This window comes from Perlucidibaca sp. (genome assembly GCF_057084925.1).
This window is the reverse complement of the sequence record NZ_JBXMRC010000002.1, coordinates 24,105-39,095: the sequence shown is the minus strand read 5'-3', so window position 1 is coordinate 39,095 and position 14,991 is coordinate 24,105. Positions and strand designations below refer to the sequence as shown.

General features: G+C 58.4%; 13 protein-coding genes. 4 read left to right on the top strand and 9 right to left on the bottom strand.

Annotated elements, in window-relative coordinates; genetic code table 11:
- Nucleotides 1–66 precede the first annotated feature (66 nt).
- Nucleotides 67–1,302, top strand: coding sequence for a lytic murein transglycosylase (locus AC14IB_RS00420; protein WP_227513002.1), 1,236 nt, complete (start codon nt 67–69; stop codon nt 1,300–1,302).
- A 19-nt stretch (nt 1,303–1,321) separates the two neighbouring features.
- Here the strand turns inward: AC14IB_RS00420 and AC14IB_RS00415 are convergent, their stop codons facing one another.
- The 6 genes from AC14IB_RS00415 to AC14IB_RS00390 form a co-directional block, all read right to left on the bottom strand.
- On the bottom strand, nt 1,322–2,239 hold the full coding sequence (locus AC14IB_RS00415) for an MBL fold metallo-hydrolase (protein WP_082968734.1): 918 nt from the start codon (nt 2,237–2,239) through the stop codon (nt 1,322–1,324).
- Nucleotides 2,240–2,266: 27 nt separating this feature from the next.
- On the bottom strand, nt 2,267–2,515 hold the full coding sequence (locus AC14IB_RS00410) for a glutaredoxin family protein (protein WP_319822947.1): 249 nt from the start codon (nt 2,513–2,515) through the stop codon (nt 2,267–2,269).
- Between the two features lie 8 nt (nt 2,516–2,523).
- A complete protein-coding gene (rlmKL, locus tag AC14IB_RS00405; RefSeq protein ID WP_484230061.1) occupies nt 2,524–4,749 on the bottom strand; it encodes a bifunctional 23S rRNA (guanine(2069)-N(7))-methyltransferase RlmK/23S rRNA (guanine(2445)-N(2))-methyltransferase RlmL in 2,226 nt (741 codons plus the stop codon).
- An 8-nt stretch (nt 4,750–4,757) separates the two neighbouring features.
- The gene (locus AC14IB_RS00400; protein ID WP_484230060.1) at nt 4,758–5,807 is read right to left on the bottom strand and encodes a quinone-dependent dihydroorotate dehydrogenase; all 1,050 of its coding nucleotides are present in this window, start codon (nt 5,805–5,807) and stop codon (nt 4,758–4,760) included.
- 184 nt (nt 5,808–5,991) lie between these two features.
- Nucleotides 5,992–8,652, bottom strand: coding sequence for an aminopeptidase N (pepN, locus tag AC14IB_RS00395; RefSeq protein ID WP_484230046.1), 2,661 nt, complete (start codon nt 8,650–8,652; stop codon nt 5,992–5,994).
- Complete coding sequence (locus tag AC14IB_RS00390) at nt 8,649–9,470, bottom strand: DUF2797 domain-containing protein (protein WP_484230045.1); 822 nt, start codon at nt 9,468–9,470, stop codon at nt 8,649–8,651. The genes pepN and AC14IB_RS00390 overlap by 4 nt, the downstream gene beginning before the upstream one ends.
- A 24-nt stretch (nt 9,471–9,494) precedes the next feature.
- On the opposite strand from AC14IB_RS00390, the gene AC14IB_RS00385 reads away from it, so the two are divergent.
- A complete protein-coding gene (locus tag AC14IB_RS00385; RefSeq protein ID WP_484230044.1) occupies nt 9,495–10,004 on the top strand; it encodes a DUF6231 family protein in 510 nt (169 codons plus the stop codon).
- 9 nt (nt 10,005–10,013) lie between these two features.
- Here AC14IB_RS00385 and AC14IB_RS00380 read toward each other — a convergent pair whose 3' ends face one another.
- From AC14IB_RS00380 to AC14IB_RS00370, 3 genes are all read right to left on the bottom strand, one after another.
- The gene (locus AC14IB_RS00380; protein WP_068859429.1) at nt 10,014–10,283 is read right to left on the bottom strand and encodes a YeaC family protein; all 270 of its coding nucleotides are present in this window, start codon (nt 10,281–10,283) and stop codon (nt 10,014–10,016) included.
- On the bottom strand, nt 10,280–11,170 hold the full coding sequence (locus AC14IB_RS00375; protein ID WP_484230043.1) for an NAD(+) kinase: 891 nt from the start codon (nt 11,168–11,170) through the stop codon (nt 10,280–10,282). Before AC14IB_RS00375 ends, AC14IB_RS00380 begins: the two co-directional genes overlap by 4 nt.
- A 253-nt stretch (nt 11,171–11,423) precedes the next feature.
- Nucleotides 11,424–12,053: a 6-pyruvoyl trahydropterin synthase family protein gene (locus AC14IB_RS00370; protein WP_484230042.1), complete on the bottom strand. Its 630-nt coding sequence runs from the start codon at nt 12,051–12,053 to the stop codon at nt 11,424–11,426.
- 162 nt (nt 12,054–12,215) lie between these two features.
- Between AC14IB_RS00370 and AC14IB_RS00365 the strand changes: the two genes are divergently transcribed.
- Both AC14IB_RS00365 and AC14IB_RS00360 read left to right on the top strand, forming a co-directional pair.
- Entirely contained in the window at nt 12,216–13,202 is a 987-nt protein-coding gene (locus AC14IB_RS00365; protein WP_068859431.1) for a malate dehydrogenase, read from the top strand.
- 209 nt (nt 13,203–13,411) lie between these two features.
- Nucleotides 13,412–14,980 carry a S8 family peptidase gene (locus tag AC14IB_RS00360; RefSeq protein WP_484230041.1) on the top strand — a complete coding sequence of 523 codons (1,569 nt, stop codon included), beginning with the start codon at nt 13,412–13,414 and terminating at the stop codon, nt 14,978–14,980.
- Nucleotides 14,981–14,991: the final 11 nt, after the last annotated feature.

Genomic DNA, 14,991 nt, shown 5'->3' with positions numbered 1-14,991 from the left:
ACCCTTTTGCTGCTTTCAGGCTGTGCCCAAAAACCGCTAGTTAGTCTTTCGGCTTCCCCTGCGCCCATGGCAGCGACACAGGAACAACCCCCTTCCTTGCAAGAGACGACTGTTTTCAGCCATCAGGAAGAATTCCAGCAGTGTTTGGAGAGTCTTCGCCCAGCAGCGCTTAAAACCGGCATCACGGATGCCACTTGGCAGCTGTACACCGAAAAACTGACGCCAGACTTAAGCCTATTACCGCGACTTAACAAGCAGCCTGAATTTAGCCAACCCATCTGGGATTATATTGCCGGCCTTGTCGATGACGAACGTGTTGATCTGGCCAAGCGTAAAATGGCCAGTTACGACAGCGAGCTGACACAGATTTCCGCACAATATCGTGTGCCTCGCGAAGCCATCGTGGCGATTTGGGGCATTGAAAGCAATTTCGGTCAAAATGCTGGCCGCCTCCCTTTGCTACGATCCCTCAGTACACTGAGCTGCCTCGGTCGTCGCCAGGTGTTTTTTCGTGGTGAATTTTTTGCCACGCTGCGCATTCTGCAAGCCGGTGACTTTACCGAAGATCGTCTGAAAGGTTCTTGGGCTGGTGCCTTCGGCCAGACCCAATTCATGCCCAGCACCTTCGAGCGCGTCGCCGTCGATTTTGATGGCGATGGCCGCCGCGACCTCATCGACAACACAGCCGATGCCCTCGCCTCCACGGCCAACTATCTGAAATTGGCGAACTGGGTTTCGGGGCAGCCCTGGGGCATCGAAGTGAAATTGCCGGAAGGCTTTGATGCCGCCGGGGAAAGTCGTCGCAACAAGCGCAGCCTCTCCGTTTGGATGCAGCGGGGCTTACTGCGCGTTGATGGCATGCCGATAGTGGTAGCGTCCGGCGTGGAAGCGTCTGGCGTGGACACGCCACCCACTAACCCCGTCACAGCCGACACCTTAGCTGGCCTATTACTGCCCGCTGGTGCCAAAGGCCCGGCCTTTTTGGTCATGCGTAACTTTGACGCCTTCTACAGTTACAACGCTGCGGAAAGCTACGGACTGGCGATCGCTCATCTTGCGGATCGCATCGCCGGAGCTGGCGACTTTGTCACGCCTTGGCCTACAGATGATTTAGCGCTTTCGCGTAATCAGCGTCGTGAGTTGCAGGAATTGCTATTGAAGCGAGGCCACACGATTGGCGAAGTGGATGGCCGCCTGGGCGAGCGGAGCCGCGCGGCAATTCGCATTGAACAAGAGCGACTGGGTCAGCCAATGACTGGCCGTGGTGGCATGAAAGTGCTGCTGGCACTGCGTGAGCAGTAAACAGCAGCCTTACTCAGCTTTACTGTACTACCGCCGGAAACACCGGCAGCGTCGCCATCACCCGAGCATCGTGCGCTGGCAATAGTTTCATCTCTGGAAATGCCTTCTGTAGGGCGGCCATGTGCAGAATGTTCTCGCGCACTTGGGCGCTATCCTCGCCAATCAGATAACGGGCAATCCATGGCCGCTCGGCTGGCAGATCGATGCCTTCTTTCTGCCACACCAAATCACCCAGCAAGGCATAGCGCGCGCCTGACGGCAGCGTGATGAAGGCAATCACCGAGCCCGGCGTATGGCCAGGAGACGGCACCAGCACCACGGAACCATCATCCCAAACGTCGTAGCTGCTGGCGAAACCCAGGTAGGGGCCATCGTTAAAACTATAGAGGCGGTAGTTGAGCTTGCCAAAGCTGTGCGCCAGTGCGGCCGCCTCGTGATCGCTGGCAATGAAGCCCTGCTCCGGTGCGGAAATCCAGATCGGGATGTTCTTCAGGCTGTCGAGGCCGCTGACATGATCCCAGTGCGCATGGGTGAGCACGATGCCATCCACTTGTTGCTTGGCGGCCGCAAGCTGGATAGCGGCCGGCACGCCCTTGGTGTAGGTTGTGGTGGCCTGCATGAGCTGAGGCAGAGTCTTCACCTGTTCGTCGACCTGCTGGCCCAAGCCAGTATCGAAAAGCAGATTGCCTTTAGGGTGCTTCACCAAAATAGCCGTCATGGCAAAATCCCGTGGCTCAAGGAGACTGCCACCGCGATAGGCCAAGGCAGCTTTGGAATGCATGACGCCGGTAGGCAGTGCAGACAAACTCATACCAGCAGGTGAATTCGCCACCGGCAGTGTTTCGGAGAATTGAGGAATAGGTGATAGCGATGACGGCGTGAACGTCCACAGCAGCGCACACAGCGCCAGCAGCACGACAAGGGCAATCTTTTTCATGGCATGAAACTCGGGACAAAAGAGGTACTAGCGTTGTACCAGCTTTAGCGCATCGAGCAAGGAGAAAGGCCAGCGCAGCTCGTCGCCGGCGCTGTTGCAAAGCACGGGAATGAGCTCTCCGTAGCGGGTGACCAGCGCGTCATCGAGCGCGATGTCGATGTACTGCCAAGTCACACCTCGCGCGCCAGACAACGGTGCCAGCAGCGCCTCGGCGACATCACAGAGATGACAGCCAGGCGTACCGTAGAGCATTAAAGTGAGCCCGTGTGCAGTCACATCAAGCCTCACACACGATGGCGGAAGCGCCAGCAGCGATGGATCTTCGGGTCACGCTCATAGTCGAAACCGATGGTCTCAGCACTGATGTCGGTGACATCGAATTTGGCCTGCAGTGCTTCATCCAAGACAAACTTGCGGAAGTTGTTGGAGAAATACAGCGTGCCGCCCGGCGCCAGACGCGACATCGACAAGCGCAGCAAATGACCGTGGTCGCGCTGCACATCAAAGTCGCTGTCCATGCGCTTGGAGTTGGAGAACGTGGGCGGATCCACAAAGATCAGATCGTAGAGGTCGCGCTCGTCCTTCAGCCAAGCCATCACATCGGCCTGAATCAGGCGATGGTGCGAGTCCGGCAAACCGTTCAGCGCCAGATTGCGATCAGCCCAGCCCAGATACGTCGCCGACATGTCCACCGTGGTTGTGGTTTCGGCACCGCCGTGGATGCCATCGCCCAGTGCGGCATGCACACTGACCGTCCCGGTATAGGCAAAGAGATTGAGGAAATGCTTGCCCGCCGCTTCGGCGGCAATGCGCAGACGCATCGGGCGGTGATCGAGAAACAGACCGGTATCGAGATAGTCGGTCAGGTTTACCAGCAGCGTGGCCTGGCCTTCGCGCACCTCGAAGAACTTGCCGGCCTTGCCCTGCTTCTCGTACTGCTGCTTGCCGCTCTGGCGCTCGCGCACCTTGAGGAAAACCTTGTCGCGGTGCAGGCCCATGACCTTGCGGATGATTTGCAGCGCGAGCTTGAAGCGCGCCTCGGCCTTGGCCGGGTCCACCGTCTTTGGCGGCGCATACTCCTGCACCTGCAAACGCCCTTCATACACATCAATCGCGATGTTGTATTCCTGCAAATCGGCATCGTAGAGACGGAAGCAACGTACATCCTGCTCGCGCGCCAGCTTCAGCGAGGCCTTCAGGTTCTTCTGCAGGCGATTGGCAAAGTCCATGCCCTCTTCCGGCAAGTCGTCGAGACTGCCCTCGAAGGCCAGCGGCAGCTCCGGCTCAGCCGGCAGGATGCGGCCATGACGAGCAAAGATCGGCAGCGCACCGTTGTACAGGCGCAGCGTGTGCTTGTGCTCCAGCCCCAGCGCATCGGCATGCGTGATGTCGGCGGCCAGCACCACGGCATCCCAGCTCGGCAAGGTTTCGCGCAACTGGCGACCGATGGCGCGATACAGGTAGCGCACGCTGCCCTCGTCGCCCAATCGTTCGCCGTAGGGCGGGTTGGTCGCGACCAGACCCGGCACGGAATAATTTTGGCCGGCTCCGGTGATGTCCGGAGCCCATTCCGCCGGCAGGCATGCGGCCACACTATTCAGTGATGGCGAGCGCCACTCGGCGATGCTGCGCTGCGACAAAGTGATCCACTGCGACACGCCCGCCGACTCGGCATTGCGATGGGCACAGGCCAGCGCCTCGCCATCGGCATCGAACCCGACCAGACGCGGCGCCGGCTTCTGCAGCCCGGCCAGGCGACGCGCCACGGCGTCATCGCGAATGGTTTTCCAGAGCGCGGCCTGATGCCCGGCCCAGCCATCGAAGCCGAAGTGAATGCGCGGCAGGCCCGGTGCGGCATCGGCCCACATCAGCGCGGCCTCAATCAGCACCGTGCCGGAACCACAGAGCGGATCGAAGAGACGACCTTCGCCACGTGCCGGCCAACCGGCCTGCATGAGCATGGCCGACGCCAGATTCTCTTTCAGCGGTGCATCGGTCTGGGCAATGCGGTAACCGCGCTTGTGCAGACTGTCGCCAGAGAAATCGAGGCTGATAGTGAGCTGCTGCGCCTCAATAAAGAGGTGCAGGCTGAGATCGGGATTTTCGGTATCGATCGATGGTCGCTCGCCGGTACGCTGGCGGAAGCGATCGACGATGGCATCCTTCAGACGCAGCGCCGCGAAATGCGTATGCGTACTCACGCCTTTGGCGGCCGCCGAACGGATGACAAAGGTCGCCCCCGGACGCAGCACCTGCTCCCAGGGGAATTTCAGCGCATCATCAAACATGCGATCGGGATTGCCTGACGGTACCGTCAAAAGCGGCATCAGCACGCGCGAGGCCAGTCGCGACCACAGGCAGAAACGATAACCGGCGGCGAGGTCGCCTTGCACGGCAATTGCTCCCTTGAGGCGACGCGGCTCGCTGCCACCCAGCGCCAGCAGCTCGTCCACCAGCAGATCATCAAGGCCATCCGCGCCGGTAATCACCCACTCGCGGGTATTCTCCAGAGCGTTGCTCACGCTTGACCTCGGCTGTTACGCGCAAGTTCAGCACGCGCCTGAGCAATGCCAGCGGCAGCGCGAGCAATGACGCCCGGCCCTTGATAAATAAAACCGGTATAAATCTGCACCAAAGAGGCTCCCGCCTGAATTTTTTCCGCAGCTGATGCTGCATCATCAATACCGCCAACACCGATCAATGGCAGGCTGCCATCAAGCGCCGCATGCAGCTCGCGCAACACCCGTGTCGAAGACTCGCGCACCGGGCGACCGCTAAGGCCGCCCATTTCATCGCCATGGGTCATGCCCGCCACCGCCGACCGGGCGATGGTGGTGTTGGTGGCAATCACGCCATCAATTTCCTGCGCCTTGAACACCGAGGCCATGATTTCAACCTCCTCCAACGTCAGGTCCGGGGCAATCTTGACCAGCAGCGGCACATACTTGCCATGCTCACCGGATAGCTGCGCCTGACGCTCTTTCAAAGACGCCAGCAAACGCGTCAGCGCGTCCTCGCTTTGCAGGCTGCGCAGGCCCTGCGTGTTCGGCGACGAAATGTTCACCGTCACATAATCGGCGTGCTCGTAGACTTTTTCGAGGCAGATCAGATAGTCGTCTTCGGCACGCTCGACCGGCGTATCAAAGTTCTTGCCGATGTTGATGCCGAGCACGCCGTCGTAACGCATGCGCTCGACATTGCGAATCAGGTAATCGACACCTTCGTTGTTGAAACCTAGACGATTGATGATGGCGTTGGCCTGCGGCAGGCGGAACATGCGCGGCTTGGGATTGCCCGGCTGTGGCCGTGGCGTGATGGTGCCGACTTCGATGAAACCGAAGCCGAGTGCGGCCAGGGCGTCGATGTAGTCGCCGTTCTTGTCGAGACCGGCAGACAAACCCACGGGGTTACGGAAAGTCAGTCCGAGCAGCTCTACGGGCTGATCCGGCACTTTCGGCAGGCACTTGAGAAGCCCTAAGCGTTCAGCACGCGCGAGGTTGTTCAGAGTAAAGTGATGAGCCGTTTCCGGGTCTAGCTGAAAGAGCGCAGCGCGCGCTAACGGGTACAACATGCAAGGAGTCTCGACGAGGGCAATGCGGCGATTATACGCGACATGGGTCCGCACATGGGTTCGCCACGGGCCAAGAATTACCCTTGGAAAACACGCCGTGAATACGTCCCTGTAGGCTCTCACGCGCCATCCATGGCGCGTGACGGTTTTCCACGGGTAATTCCTGACTCGTGAGCAGCGCTCAGCCTCGTAGGCGCTGCACTGTCTCGCGTGTGTCGGATGACAATTCGCCAGCCAACAATCCATCCAGTGCAGTCAGCACCAAAGCCTGCCTGCTTTCATCCAACTTCCGCCAAATCCCGAAAGCCCCCGCCAAACGCGAGGCCAGCTGCGGGTTGCGAGCATCAATCGCGGCCACCTCGCGCGCCAACAAGGCATAACCTGCCCCATCCGCCCGATGAAAAGCCACGGGGTTGTTGCCCGCAAGCTGCCCCACCACAGCACGCACGCGATTGGGCACAGTGCGGTCGAAGTCAGGATGCGCCAGCAAGCCATCCGCAGTCTCGACGGCGCTCGATGCCGGTAGCGAAGCCTGCGTGGCAAACCACTGATCGAGCACCAGCGGCTCGTGATGCCAGCGCTGATGAAACTGTGCCAGAGCCTGCTCGGCACCCGGCAGCTGATGATGCACGAGCACCGTCAACGCACTCTGCTCCGCCGTCATGTGCGGTGCGGAACTCAGCCACTGCTGCGCGATAGCGCCCGCCTCAGCCGGTGCAAGCCGTGCCAGCGCATCCAGCGCGGTGCGGGCCAGCGAGCGACCGGCAATCGCCTCGGCATCATAGACATAGGGCTGCAACATCACTTCACGCGCCAAAATGCCCCGTAGCGCCGGCACCAGCGGCGTGCAGATCGCCAGCAATACCTGCTCACGAGCGGCATGCAACGCCGCCGGGTCATACACAGAAACTTGTTCGGCGAGATAGCCCAGGCTCGGCAGCTCCAGCAGCTTCACCGCCAATGCCGGGTCAGCAACCGCCAGCTCCGGCCACATCGCTGCCAGCGCATCGGCAAGCACACTCGAACGCTCGGCACGAGCACGCACATCGCCACGACGAATCAACTCGGCCAATGCCACGATTTCGCGGCTAGCCAGCTCCTGCGCAGCAGCCCAGCGATTGAAGCCATTGCTGTCGGCGCGTACCAGACGGGCCAGCGCGGCATCGTCGCAAGCGTAATCGACGCGCACCGGCGCGCTCAGATCACGGAACAGCGAGAGCACAGGCTCTTCGGCTACACCCGAGAACACCCAAGTCTGAGCGGGCTGATCGAGCATGAGCAGGAAATCATCGGCTACATCGCCCTGCAAACTGACACGCAGCGCACCGTGCTCGCCGATCAGGCCGAGACGCACCGGGATCGGCAAAGGCTCCGGCTGCGGATGCCCGTCCAGCGCGACCTGTGTCTGCGTCAGGGTCAGGCGCAGCTCACCAGCGGCGGCATCCCAGACTGGTGATGCCTTGACCACCGGCGTGCCCGGCTGGCGATACCAGCGCAGCCAGGTCGGCAACCACTGCGCCAGATCGCGGCCATTGGCGGCCCCGAGCGCGATCAGGAAATCTTCGACGGTGGCGGCACGGCCATCGTTGTCGGCGAAATACTTGTCCGTGCCACGGCGAAAGCCTTCGGCACCGAGCACGGTGTGCAGCATGCGGGCGATCTCAGCGCCCTTCTCGTACACGGTCATCGTGTAGAAATTGTTGATCTCGACGAAGGATTCCGGGCGTACCGGATGCGCCAGCGGGCCGGCATCTTCGGCGAACTGGTGGGTGCGCAGAAAGGCGACATCCTCCAGACGCTGCACCGCAGCGGAAAGCTGGTCGGCGGAGAATTGCTGGTCGCGGAAGACCGTGAAGCCTTCTTTCAGGCAAAGCTGGAACCAGTCACGGCAGGTCACGCGGTTGCCGCTCCAGTTGTGGAAGTACTCGTGCGCCACCACCGCCTCGACGCGCTGGAAGCCGGCATCGGTGGTGGTCGCGGGGTGCGCGAGCACGCAGCTGGTGTTGAAGACGTTGAGGCCCTTGTTCTCCATCGCGCCCATGTTGAAGTGCGACACCGCGACGATCATGTAGCTGTCGAGGTCGTATTCGCAGCCGTACTTCTCTTCATCCCAGCGCATGGACGCTTTCAGCGAGGCCATGGCGTGATGGCATTTGTCCTGATCCTGCGGCGCCGTAAAGATCTGCAGCGCTACCTCGCGTCCCGAGCGCGTCACGAAGCGGTCTTCCAGCACGGCCAGATCGCCGGCCACCAGCGCAAACAGATAGCTCGGCTTCGGGTGAGGGTCTTCCCAGGTCGAAAAATGACGGCCCACGTCCAGCTCACCGCGTGCAACGCAATTACCGTTGGACAGCAGCACCGGGCACTGCGCCCGGTCGGCTATGACCGTCACACGGAACGGCGCCAGCACATCCGGCCGGTCCGGGTACAGCGTGATCTTGCGGAAACCCTCGGCCTCGCACTGCGTGCAATACAGACCATGTGAGCGGTACAGCCCTTCCAGCGCAAGATTGCTGTCCGGATAGATACGCACCGTGCTGGTAAACACGCCGGCATCCGTGGCGCCCGGAAACACCCACTGCTCGCCGGCCCAATGCCAGTCGCCATCACTCAGCAGCTGACCATCCCAGGCCAGCGCCAGCAGCTCCAGATTCGCGCCCAGCAAGACCAGAGGAGCATCAGCGGGAGCCGATGGGTGTCGTTGCAACTGCAGCGTGGCGCGCACTTCGGCACAGCCCGGCAGCAGCTCCACGGTAAATTCAGCTTGCAACACCTGGTAGGCCGGCACCTGATAATCCTTCAGGTAGATCTTCTCGCCGCCAGCGGGTAATTCAATTTTCATAGCACTGTCACTTCCCACTCATGGCCGGTGTACTTGCGCACATTCAGCACGCCGGTATCGAACAACAAATATTGACCTTTGATGCCGGTCAGCACGCCCACCGCCGGCTCCTTGTCTGGGCTGAACGACTTCGCCTTCACGGCGAACTGCTGCACGGGATAGTTCAGGCTCTGCACATCCGCCTGCACGCGCTCGATCTGGCCGGGAAATTCGGCCTCCAGCGCGGCCAACTCGGCCGCACATAAGGCCATCAGACGATCGCGCTCAGCTGCCAGGTCCATGTCGGCATAGTCGCCCTTGACCAGCGCCTGCCACTTGGTCTTGTCCGCTACATGCGCCGCCAGCGTGGTTTCGATCAGGCCGGACAAGCGCCGCGTCGCCACCCGGAAGATTGGCAGCGCCTGCCCCGCGCCCTGGTCAATCCAGCGCGTGGGAATCTGCGTTTCACGGGTGATGCCGACCTTCAGGCCGGTCGAATTGGCCAGATACACCACATGCGGAATCATGCAATGCGTCACGCCCCAGTCCGGTTCGCGACAGGTGCCGAGGTGGTGATGGCAGGTCTCAGGCTTCATGATGCACATATCGCAAGCCGCGAGCTTGGTGAAACAGCGGAAGCAATAGCCTTGATTGAACGACTTGTTACTGGACTTACCACAGGCCACGCAGGTAATGCGCTCGCTGGCGCGAATCTCCAGCGTCTTACCAATGAGGCCGTTCATGGGCAGCAACACATCGTCTAACGGCAAAAAGTAATTCATCGCATCGGCGCTAGCCGCATTCCGTTCACACTGCATTTTCCTTACAGTACCGCGCATGACCCGTTCACCTGGTGAAAAACATTGAAGAAAACTCTGGATGCCGCCGCTTTACATCTCATCGCCACGGCACTTGAAGATAGCCAACACGCATCGGCGCAGAGCAAAAGTGGCCTCTGGGTCAGTGACCAGCCCTGCCCCCCCATGCCTCAGATGAACGCGCTGAGCTGGTCTGAAACCAGCCCCCAGAATCTATTGCAAAGGCCTTGGCAGAAACGCCATGACCTCGCCGTGACATGGTTATCGGCAGAGCTGCCTTGGCAGGATGTGTTACACCTGCTTTCTGCCCTGCGCGACCTGCATGCGCGACAACTGTTGGCATTTGTGCCCGCCGCTGCTTGGTCGGAGCAAAATGCACTGGCACAAACCGACTCGTTACGGGCCTTAGGTTTGCAGCAGCAAGCACGATTTCAACAAGGTGATGATCTGATTGAAACGTGGAGCTTTGATATTCGCACCTACAAAACCGTGCCCGACTGGCTTAACCCACGTTTCTGGGCCAACCCCGAAAACTGGAACAAGTACCGCTGGTAAAACAACGACTTAATGCAGAAACTTAACGCGCTGCTGTTCGGGATGCGGCGTGTCACACACCTCACCTTCTTTCTCTTTTTTCTCGATGTAGCCGCTGCGCTCAGTTTGAGGCAGATGCTTGGCCTCCCAAGCGATAACAGCCTGCATGCTGGTTTCCAGCTGCTCTCGTGTTAGTCGCTTGCCATCAGGCCATTTGCCCAGCTCAATGGCTTTACGCAAGTTAGCCACGATCTCGGGAGTCAGCACTTCCAGCATGCGGGAGAGCAACACTTCGTTCATTCATTATCTCCCTGACTGAGGTGGCTACTCCAACCCAGCTTGGTGCGGCAGGCCGCGTAAAAATCATGTCCCGGCGGATGAATCAGGCGCAACTTAAAGGGATGTTTGCGCACATATACCCAGTCGCCCGCCTTCAACATTTGCCCCGGCTGGCCGTCCGCACTCACACGAGGTGGAATATCAGACAGCACCTGAATCTTAATTTCGCTTTCGCCATCCACCACAATGGGGCGACTACTCAGCGTGTGCGGGTGCATTGGTACCAGTCCCATCGCGTCCAGACGCGGATGCAAAATGGGGCCACCACCCGATAAGGCATAGGCGGTGGAACCCGTGGGGGTACACACAATCAATCCGTCTGAGCGCAGGCGATAAACAAACTCGCCTTCCACATAGAGCTCAAACTCAATCATGTGCACGGTCTTGCCGGTATGCAAGATGACATCGTTAAGCGCCAACATATCGCCTAGCACGAGGCCATCGCGACACACCTCGGCACTCAGCATAAAGCGCTTATCTTCAGCAAAGTCACCCCGTAATACCGCACCCAGCTTAGCTTCCAGCTCACTCGGTGCGACATCCGTGAGAAAGCCTAGGCGGCCACGGTTAATGCCTAATACCGGCGTATTCGAGCGTGCTAGGGCTCTTGCGGCATGCAGCAGCGAGCCATCGCCACCGACTACAATCACGAGGTCACAGGCTTCACCCAGCGATTGCCGAGAGCACATTTGTATGTCGTTGCGGGAGGGCAACAGCGCCGCGGTATCTTCATCAAACAAGACACGCCGCCCCTGACCTTCAAGGTAGCGCTGAACGTCTAGCAGGGTATCGGCGACGGCGGTATTACCGGGTCGGCCCATTAGGCCAATATTGCGGAACCATTCCATGAGCGAACCATCTCTTGAGATGGCGCGAGTCTAGCGTTTGCTAGGCGTCACGGAAAGGGTATTACAGTTCGGTCGCATCATCGGAGCTTGCGCCCAACTCATCGCTGGCATCTATATCCTCAGCAAACCACACGTCCAAAAACTCTTCTCGTTCCATATCCATTGTCATGCTCTCTTTACTTTCTCTTCGGTATGAACGAAGGAGAACAGAGGAAGATGACAATGCGATGACGCGAATGTCTATTGGGTGCGGCTACTTCACTTGCAGGGTGACGGCGGGGTTACGCTGACGCTGGCCACTCAGCAGTCGCTGCCATAAGGACGTATCAGGCCATTCCGCTTGAACTTGCTCGGAGAACACGATGCGATCAAGGGCAATGTCACCCATGCGCGGGTTTTCAATGTCGGCACGGAAGCATTGGGCATAGCCGGTGGCGGTTTCATGCACGATAACCGAGTTCAGACGAACGTCTTGCTCACCATTGGCCATATCGGTCAGCGCTAAAACACGGTCTACAAGCACAAACATGACGCGTGAGAATTGTTCTGCCGAAGGCGATACAGGCAATGAAATCCAACGAGCGCTGAATTTACGGCAGGCATCGAGATATTCCGCGTCGTCTTGATCCCAAAACGCCACGGCATGGTCAAAGCTGTCGATCAGCGTACGAATATCGCCTTTCATTAAGCCAAAGTCATAGACCATTTGGCCATGATCCAGGGCATTGGCTTCAAGCAGAATTTCGACTTGATAGCTGTGACCGTGAATGGATCGACGACAGCGATCGCTGCTGCAATTGCGCACAATGTGGGCATTCTCGAAGCGAAACAGCTTACGAATCAGCATGAAGACGGGCCAGAACGTGAGATCAGAAGGAGGCATTCTAGCAAATATCCGCTAGAAGCAGTCGCTGAACGGCAGCATTTTCGGTCGCATCTTCATAAACGCGTCGTGTAGAATCGCCACCGGATCTTTTGCCGCTGCGCCATCCCCGACCCGGGGGCCAACAGCGGTATAAACAAACGCCCTACCAGGAGTTTTATCATGAAGCAGCCCGTTCGCGTGGCAGTCACCGGCGCCGCCGGCCAAATTGGTTACAGCCTGTTGTTCCGCATCGCTTCTGGCGAAATGCTGGGCAAAGACCAGCCGGTAATTTTGCAGATGCTGGAAGTGCCATTTGAGAAAGCTCAGGCTGCTCTCAAAGGCGTCATGATGGAACTCGAAGATTGCGCATTCCCGCTGTTGGCCGGCATGGTCGGTACCGATGATCCACGCGTTGCCTTCAAGGATGTTGACTACGCCCTGCTCGTCGGTGCTCGTCCCCGTGGCCCCGGCATGGAACGCAAGGACCTGCTGTCGGCTAACGCTGAAATCTTCACCGTGCAAGGCAAGGCGCTGAACGATGTCGCTTCGCGCAACGTGAAAGTGCTGGTGGTTGGCAACCCCGCTAACACCAACGCTTACATCGCCATGAAGTCGGCTCCTGATCTGCCCGCGAAGAACTTCACTGCCATGTTGCGTCTCGATCACAACCGCGCCCTCTCGCAGATCGCCGGCAAGACAGGCAAAGCCGTGGCCGACATCGAGAAGATGGTCGTGTGGGGCAACCACTCGCCAACCATGTACGCCGACTATCGTTTTGCCACTATTGGCGGCGAAGGCGTAAAAGCTATGATCAACGACGAAGAATGGAACAAGAACGTGTTTCTGCCGACGGTCGGCAAGCGCGGCGCAGCTATTATTGAAGCGCGTGGTTTGTCGTCGGCTGCTTCCGCTGCTAACGCTGCCATCGATCACATGCGCGACTGGGCTCTGGGCACCAACGGCAAGTGGGTCACCATGGGCGTGCCATCCGATGGCTCCTACGGCATTCCAGAAGAAGTCATGTACGGTGTTCCCGTTACCTGTGCCAACGGCGAATACACCCGTATTGAAGGCTTGGAAGTGGATGCATTCTCGCGTGAGCGTATGGACTTCACGCTGAACGAATTGCTGGAAGAGCGTGAAGGCGTTAAGCACCTGCTGCCATAAGGCTTCTGCTTAAAACTCAACGCAAAAAATAGACCCGCTTCGGCGGGTTTATTTTCATAAAAGCGTCAACAAATTTATCGACCTTTACAAGCAATTCGTCGGATTCATTCGAATCCGAAAAATGTTGTGTTTTCTTTTTATTGTCATTTTGAAATGTTATGTTGCAGCTCGCCAGGACGGCTCATAATTCAATAACTCCGAGAGCCAAAATGCTTAAACCAGCACTCTGTTTATTCTCACTCTTTGCTTCAATTCACGCCACCGCATCGACCCCAACAACTAAGGCCGGGCCTATTCCGAACCAATATATCGTTCGTCTGAATATGGATCTTGCTAAACAACAACTGGGGCTTGTCCGCGTTGACCAAGTCGCCCAGAGCCTGCTCGGCACCCTGGGTGTCGGTAAAATTCAGCATATCTATGAACATGCACTGAATGGCTTTTCGGTCAGCATGACACCATTGCAAGCTAAGTTACTTGGTGCTTTACCGATTGTTCAGGCCATTGAACCGGATCAATGGGTAGGGATTGCAGCCACTCAAGCCAATCCCCCCTATGGTTTGGACCGTATTGACCAAGCCTCGCTGCCGCTCAATAACACCTACAACTATGCTGATAGCGCAGGCCAAGGCGTACACGTTTATATTTTAGATACTGGGCTTCGCGCGACGCACAGCGATTTTATTGGACGTATTGGCACCGGTCGCAACTTTGCACCGAACAGTACCAGCGTACTAAATTCGTCAACTGACCCTAACAATACCAACGACTGCCAAGGTCACGGCACCCATGTTGCGGGCACAGCAGTAGGCACTCAGTACGGTGTGGCTAAAAAAGCCACCGTGCATGCCGTTCGCGTGCTCGGCTGTGATGGCTCCGGCTCCAACTCAGGCGTCATTGCCGGTGTGGATTGGGTCGTTGCGAACAAGCAACTCCCCGCTGTTGCCAACATGTCTTTAGGCGGCGGGGCCTCTAGCGCACTCGATGACGCCGTGAAGCGCGCCACGGCTGCAGGTGTAACATTTGTGGTTGCCGCAGGTAACGACAACACGAATGCCTGTAATGGCTCGCCCAATCGCGTACCAGAAGCGGTCACGGTAGGGGCCAGTACGAGAACAGACAGCCGTGCAAGCTATTCCAATTTCGGCACTTGCCTTGATTTGTTTGCGCCAGGCGATGCCACTGTCTCAGCGGGTCATAACAGCGATAACGGCACCGCAACGTTAAGCGGGACCTCAATGGCTTCACCTCATGTAGCCGGTGCAGCCGCACTCTTCTTGTCTGCCAATCCAACGGCAACGCCTGCGCAAGTCTCTAATGCCTTGGTGACTCAAGCGACGGTGAACAAAATCACCAGTGCTGGCACAGGCTCCGTGAACAAGCTGCTCAATGTCACCTCCCTAGGCGGCCCAGTCAGCACCGTTCCAACCGATCCAACCACCACGCCAACCGAGCCTTGTACCAGCTCTGGGACTGGCAAAAACTGCACGCTGTACACTTTTAGCGCCAGTAACGGTAGCGCAACATTGGCACCGAATAGCAATGGCTTTAGTGCCAGCGGTAATTTGAATGGTTACCTGCAATTGCCAGCGGGGATGACAGCGACAATTACCCTTCAGCGCTTAACACGCAGCCTTTTCTCAAGCAGCTGGAGCAATGTGGCGAGCAGCAGCACAGGCACGCTGAAAACCACCAATCAAACCAGTGCAACCTATCGCTGGCGCATCACTGTGACGGCAGGCAGTGGCACCGTGAAGTTCTACGGCCAGCCTAACTGATCGCTCACTGT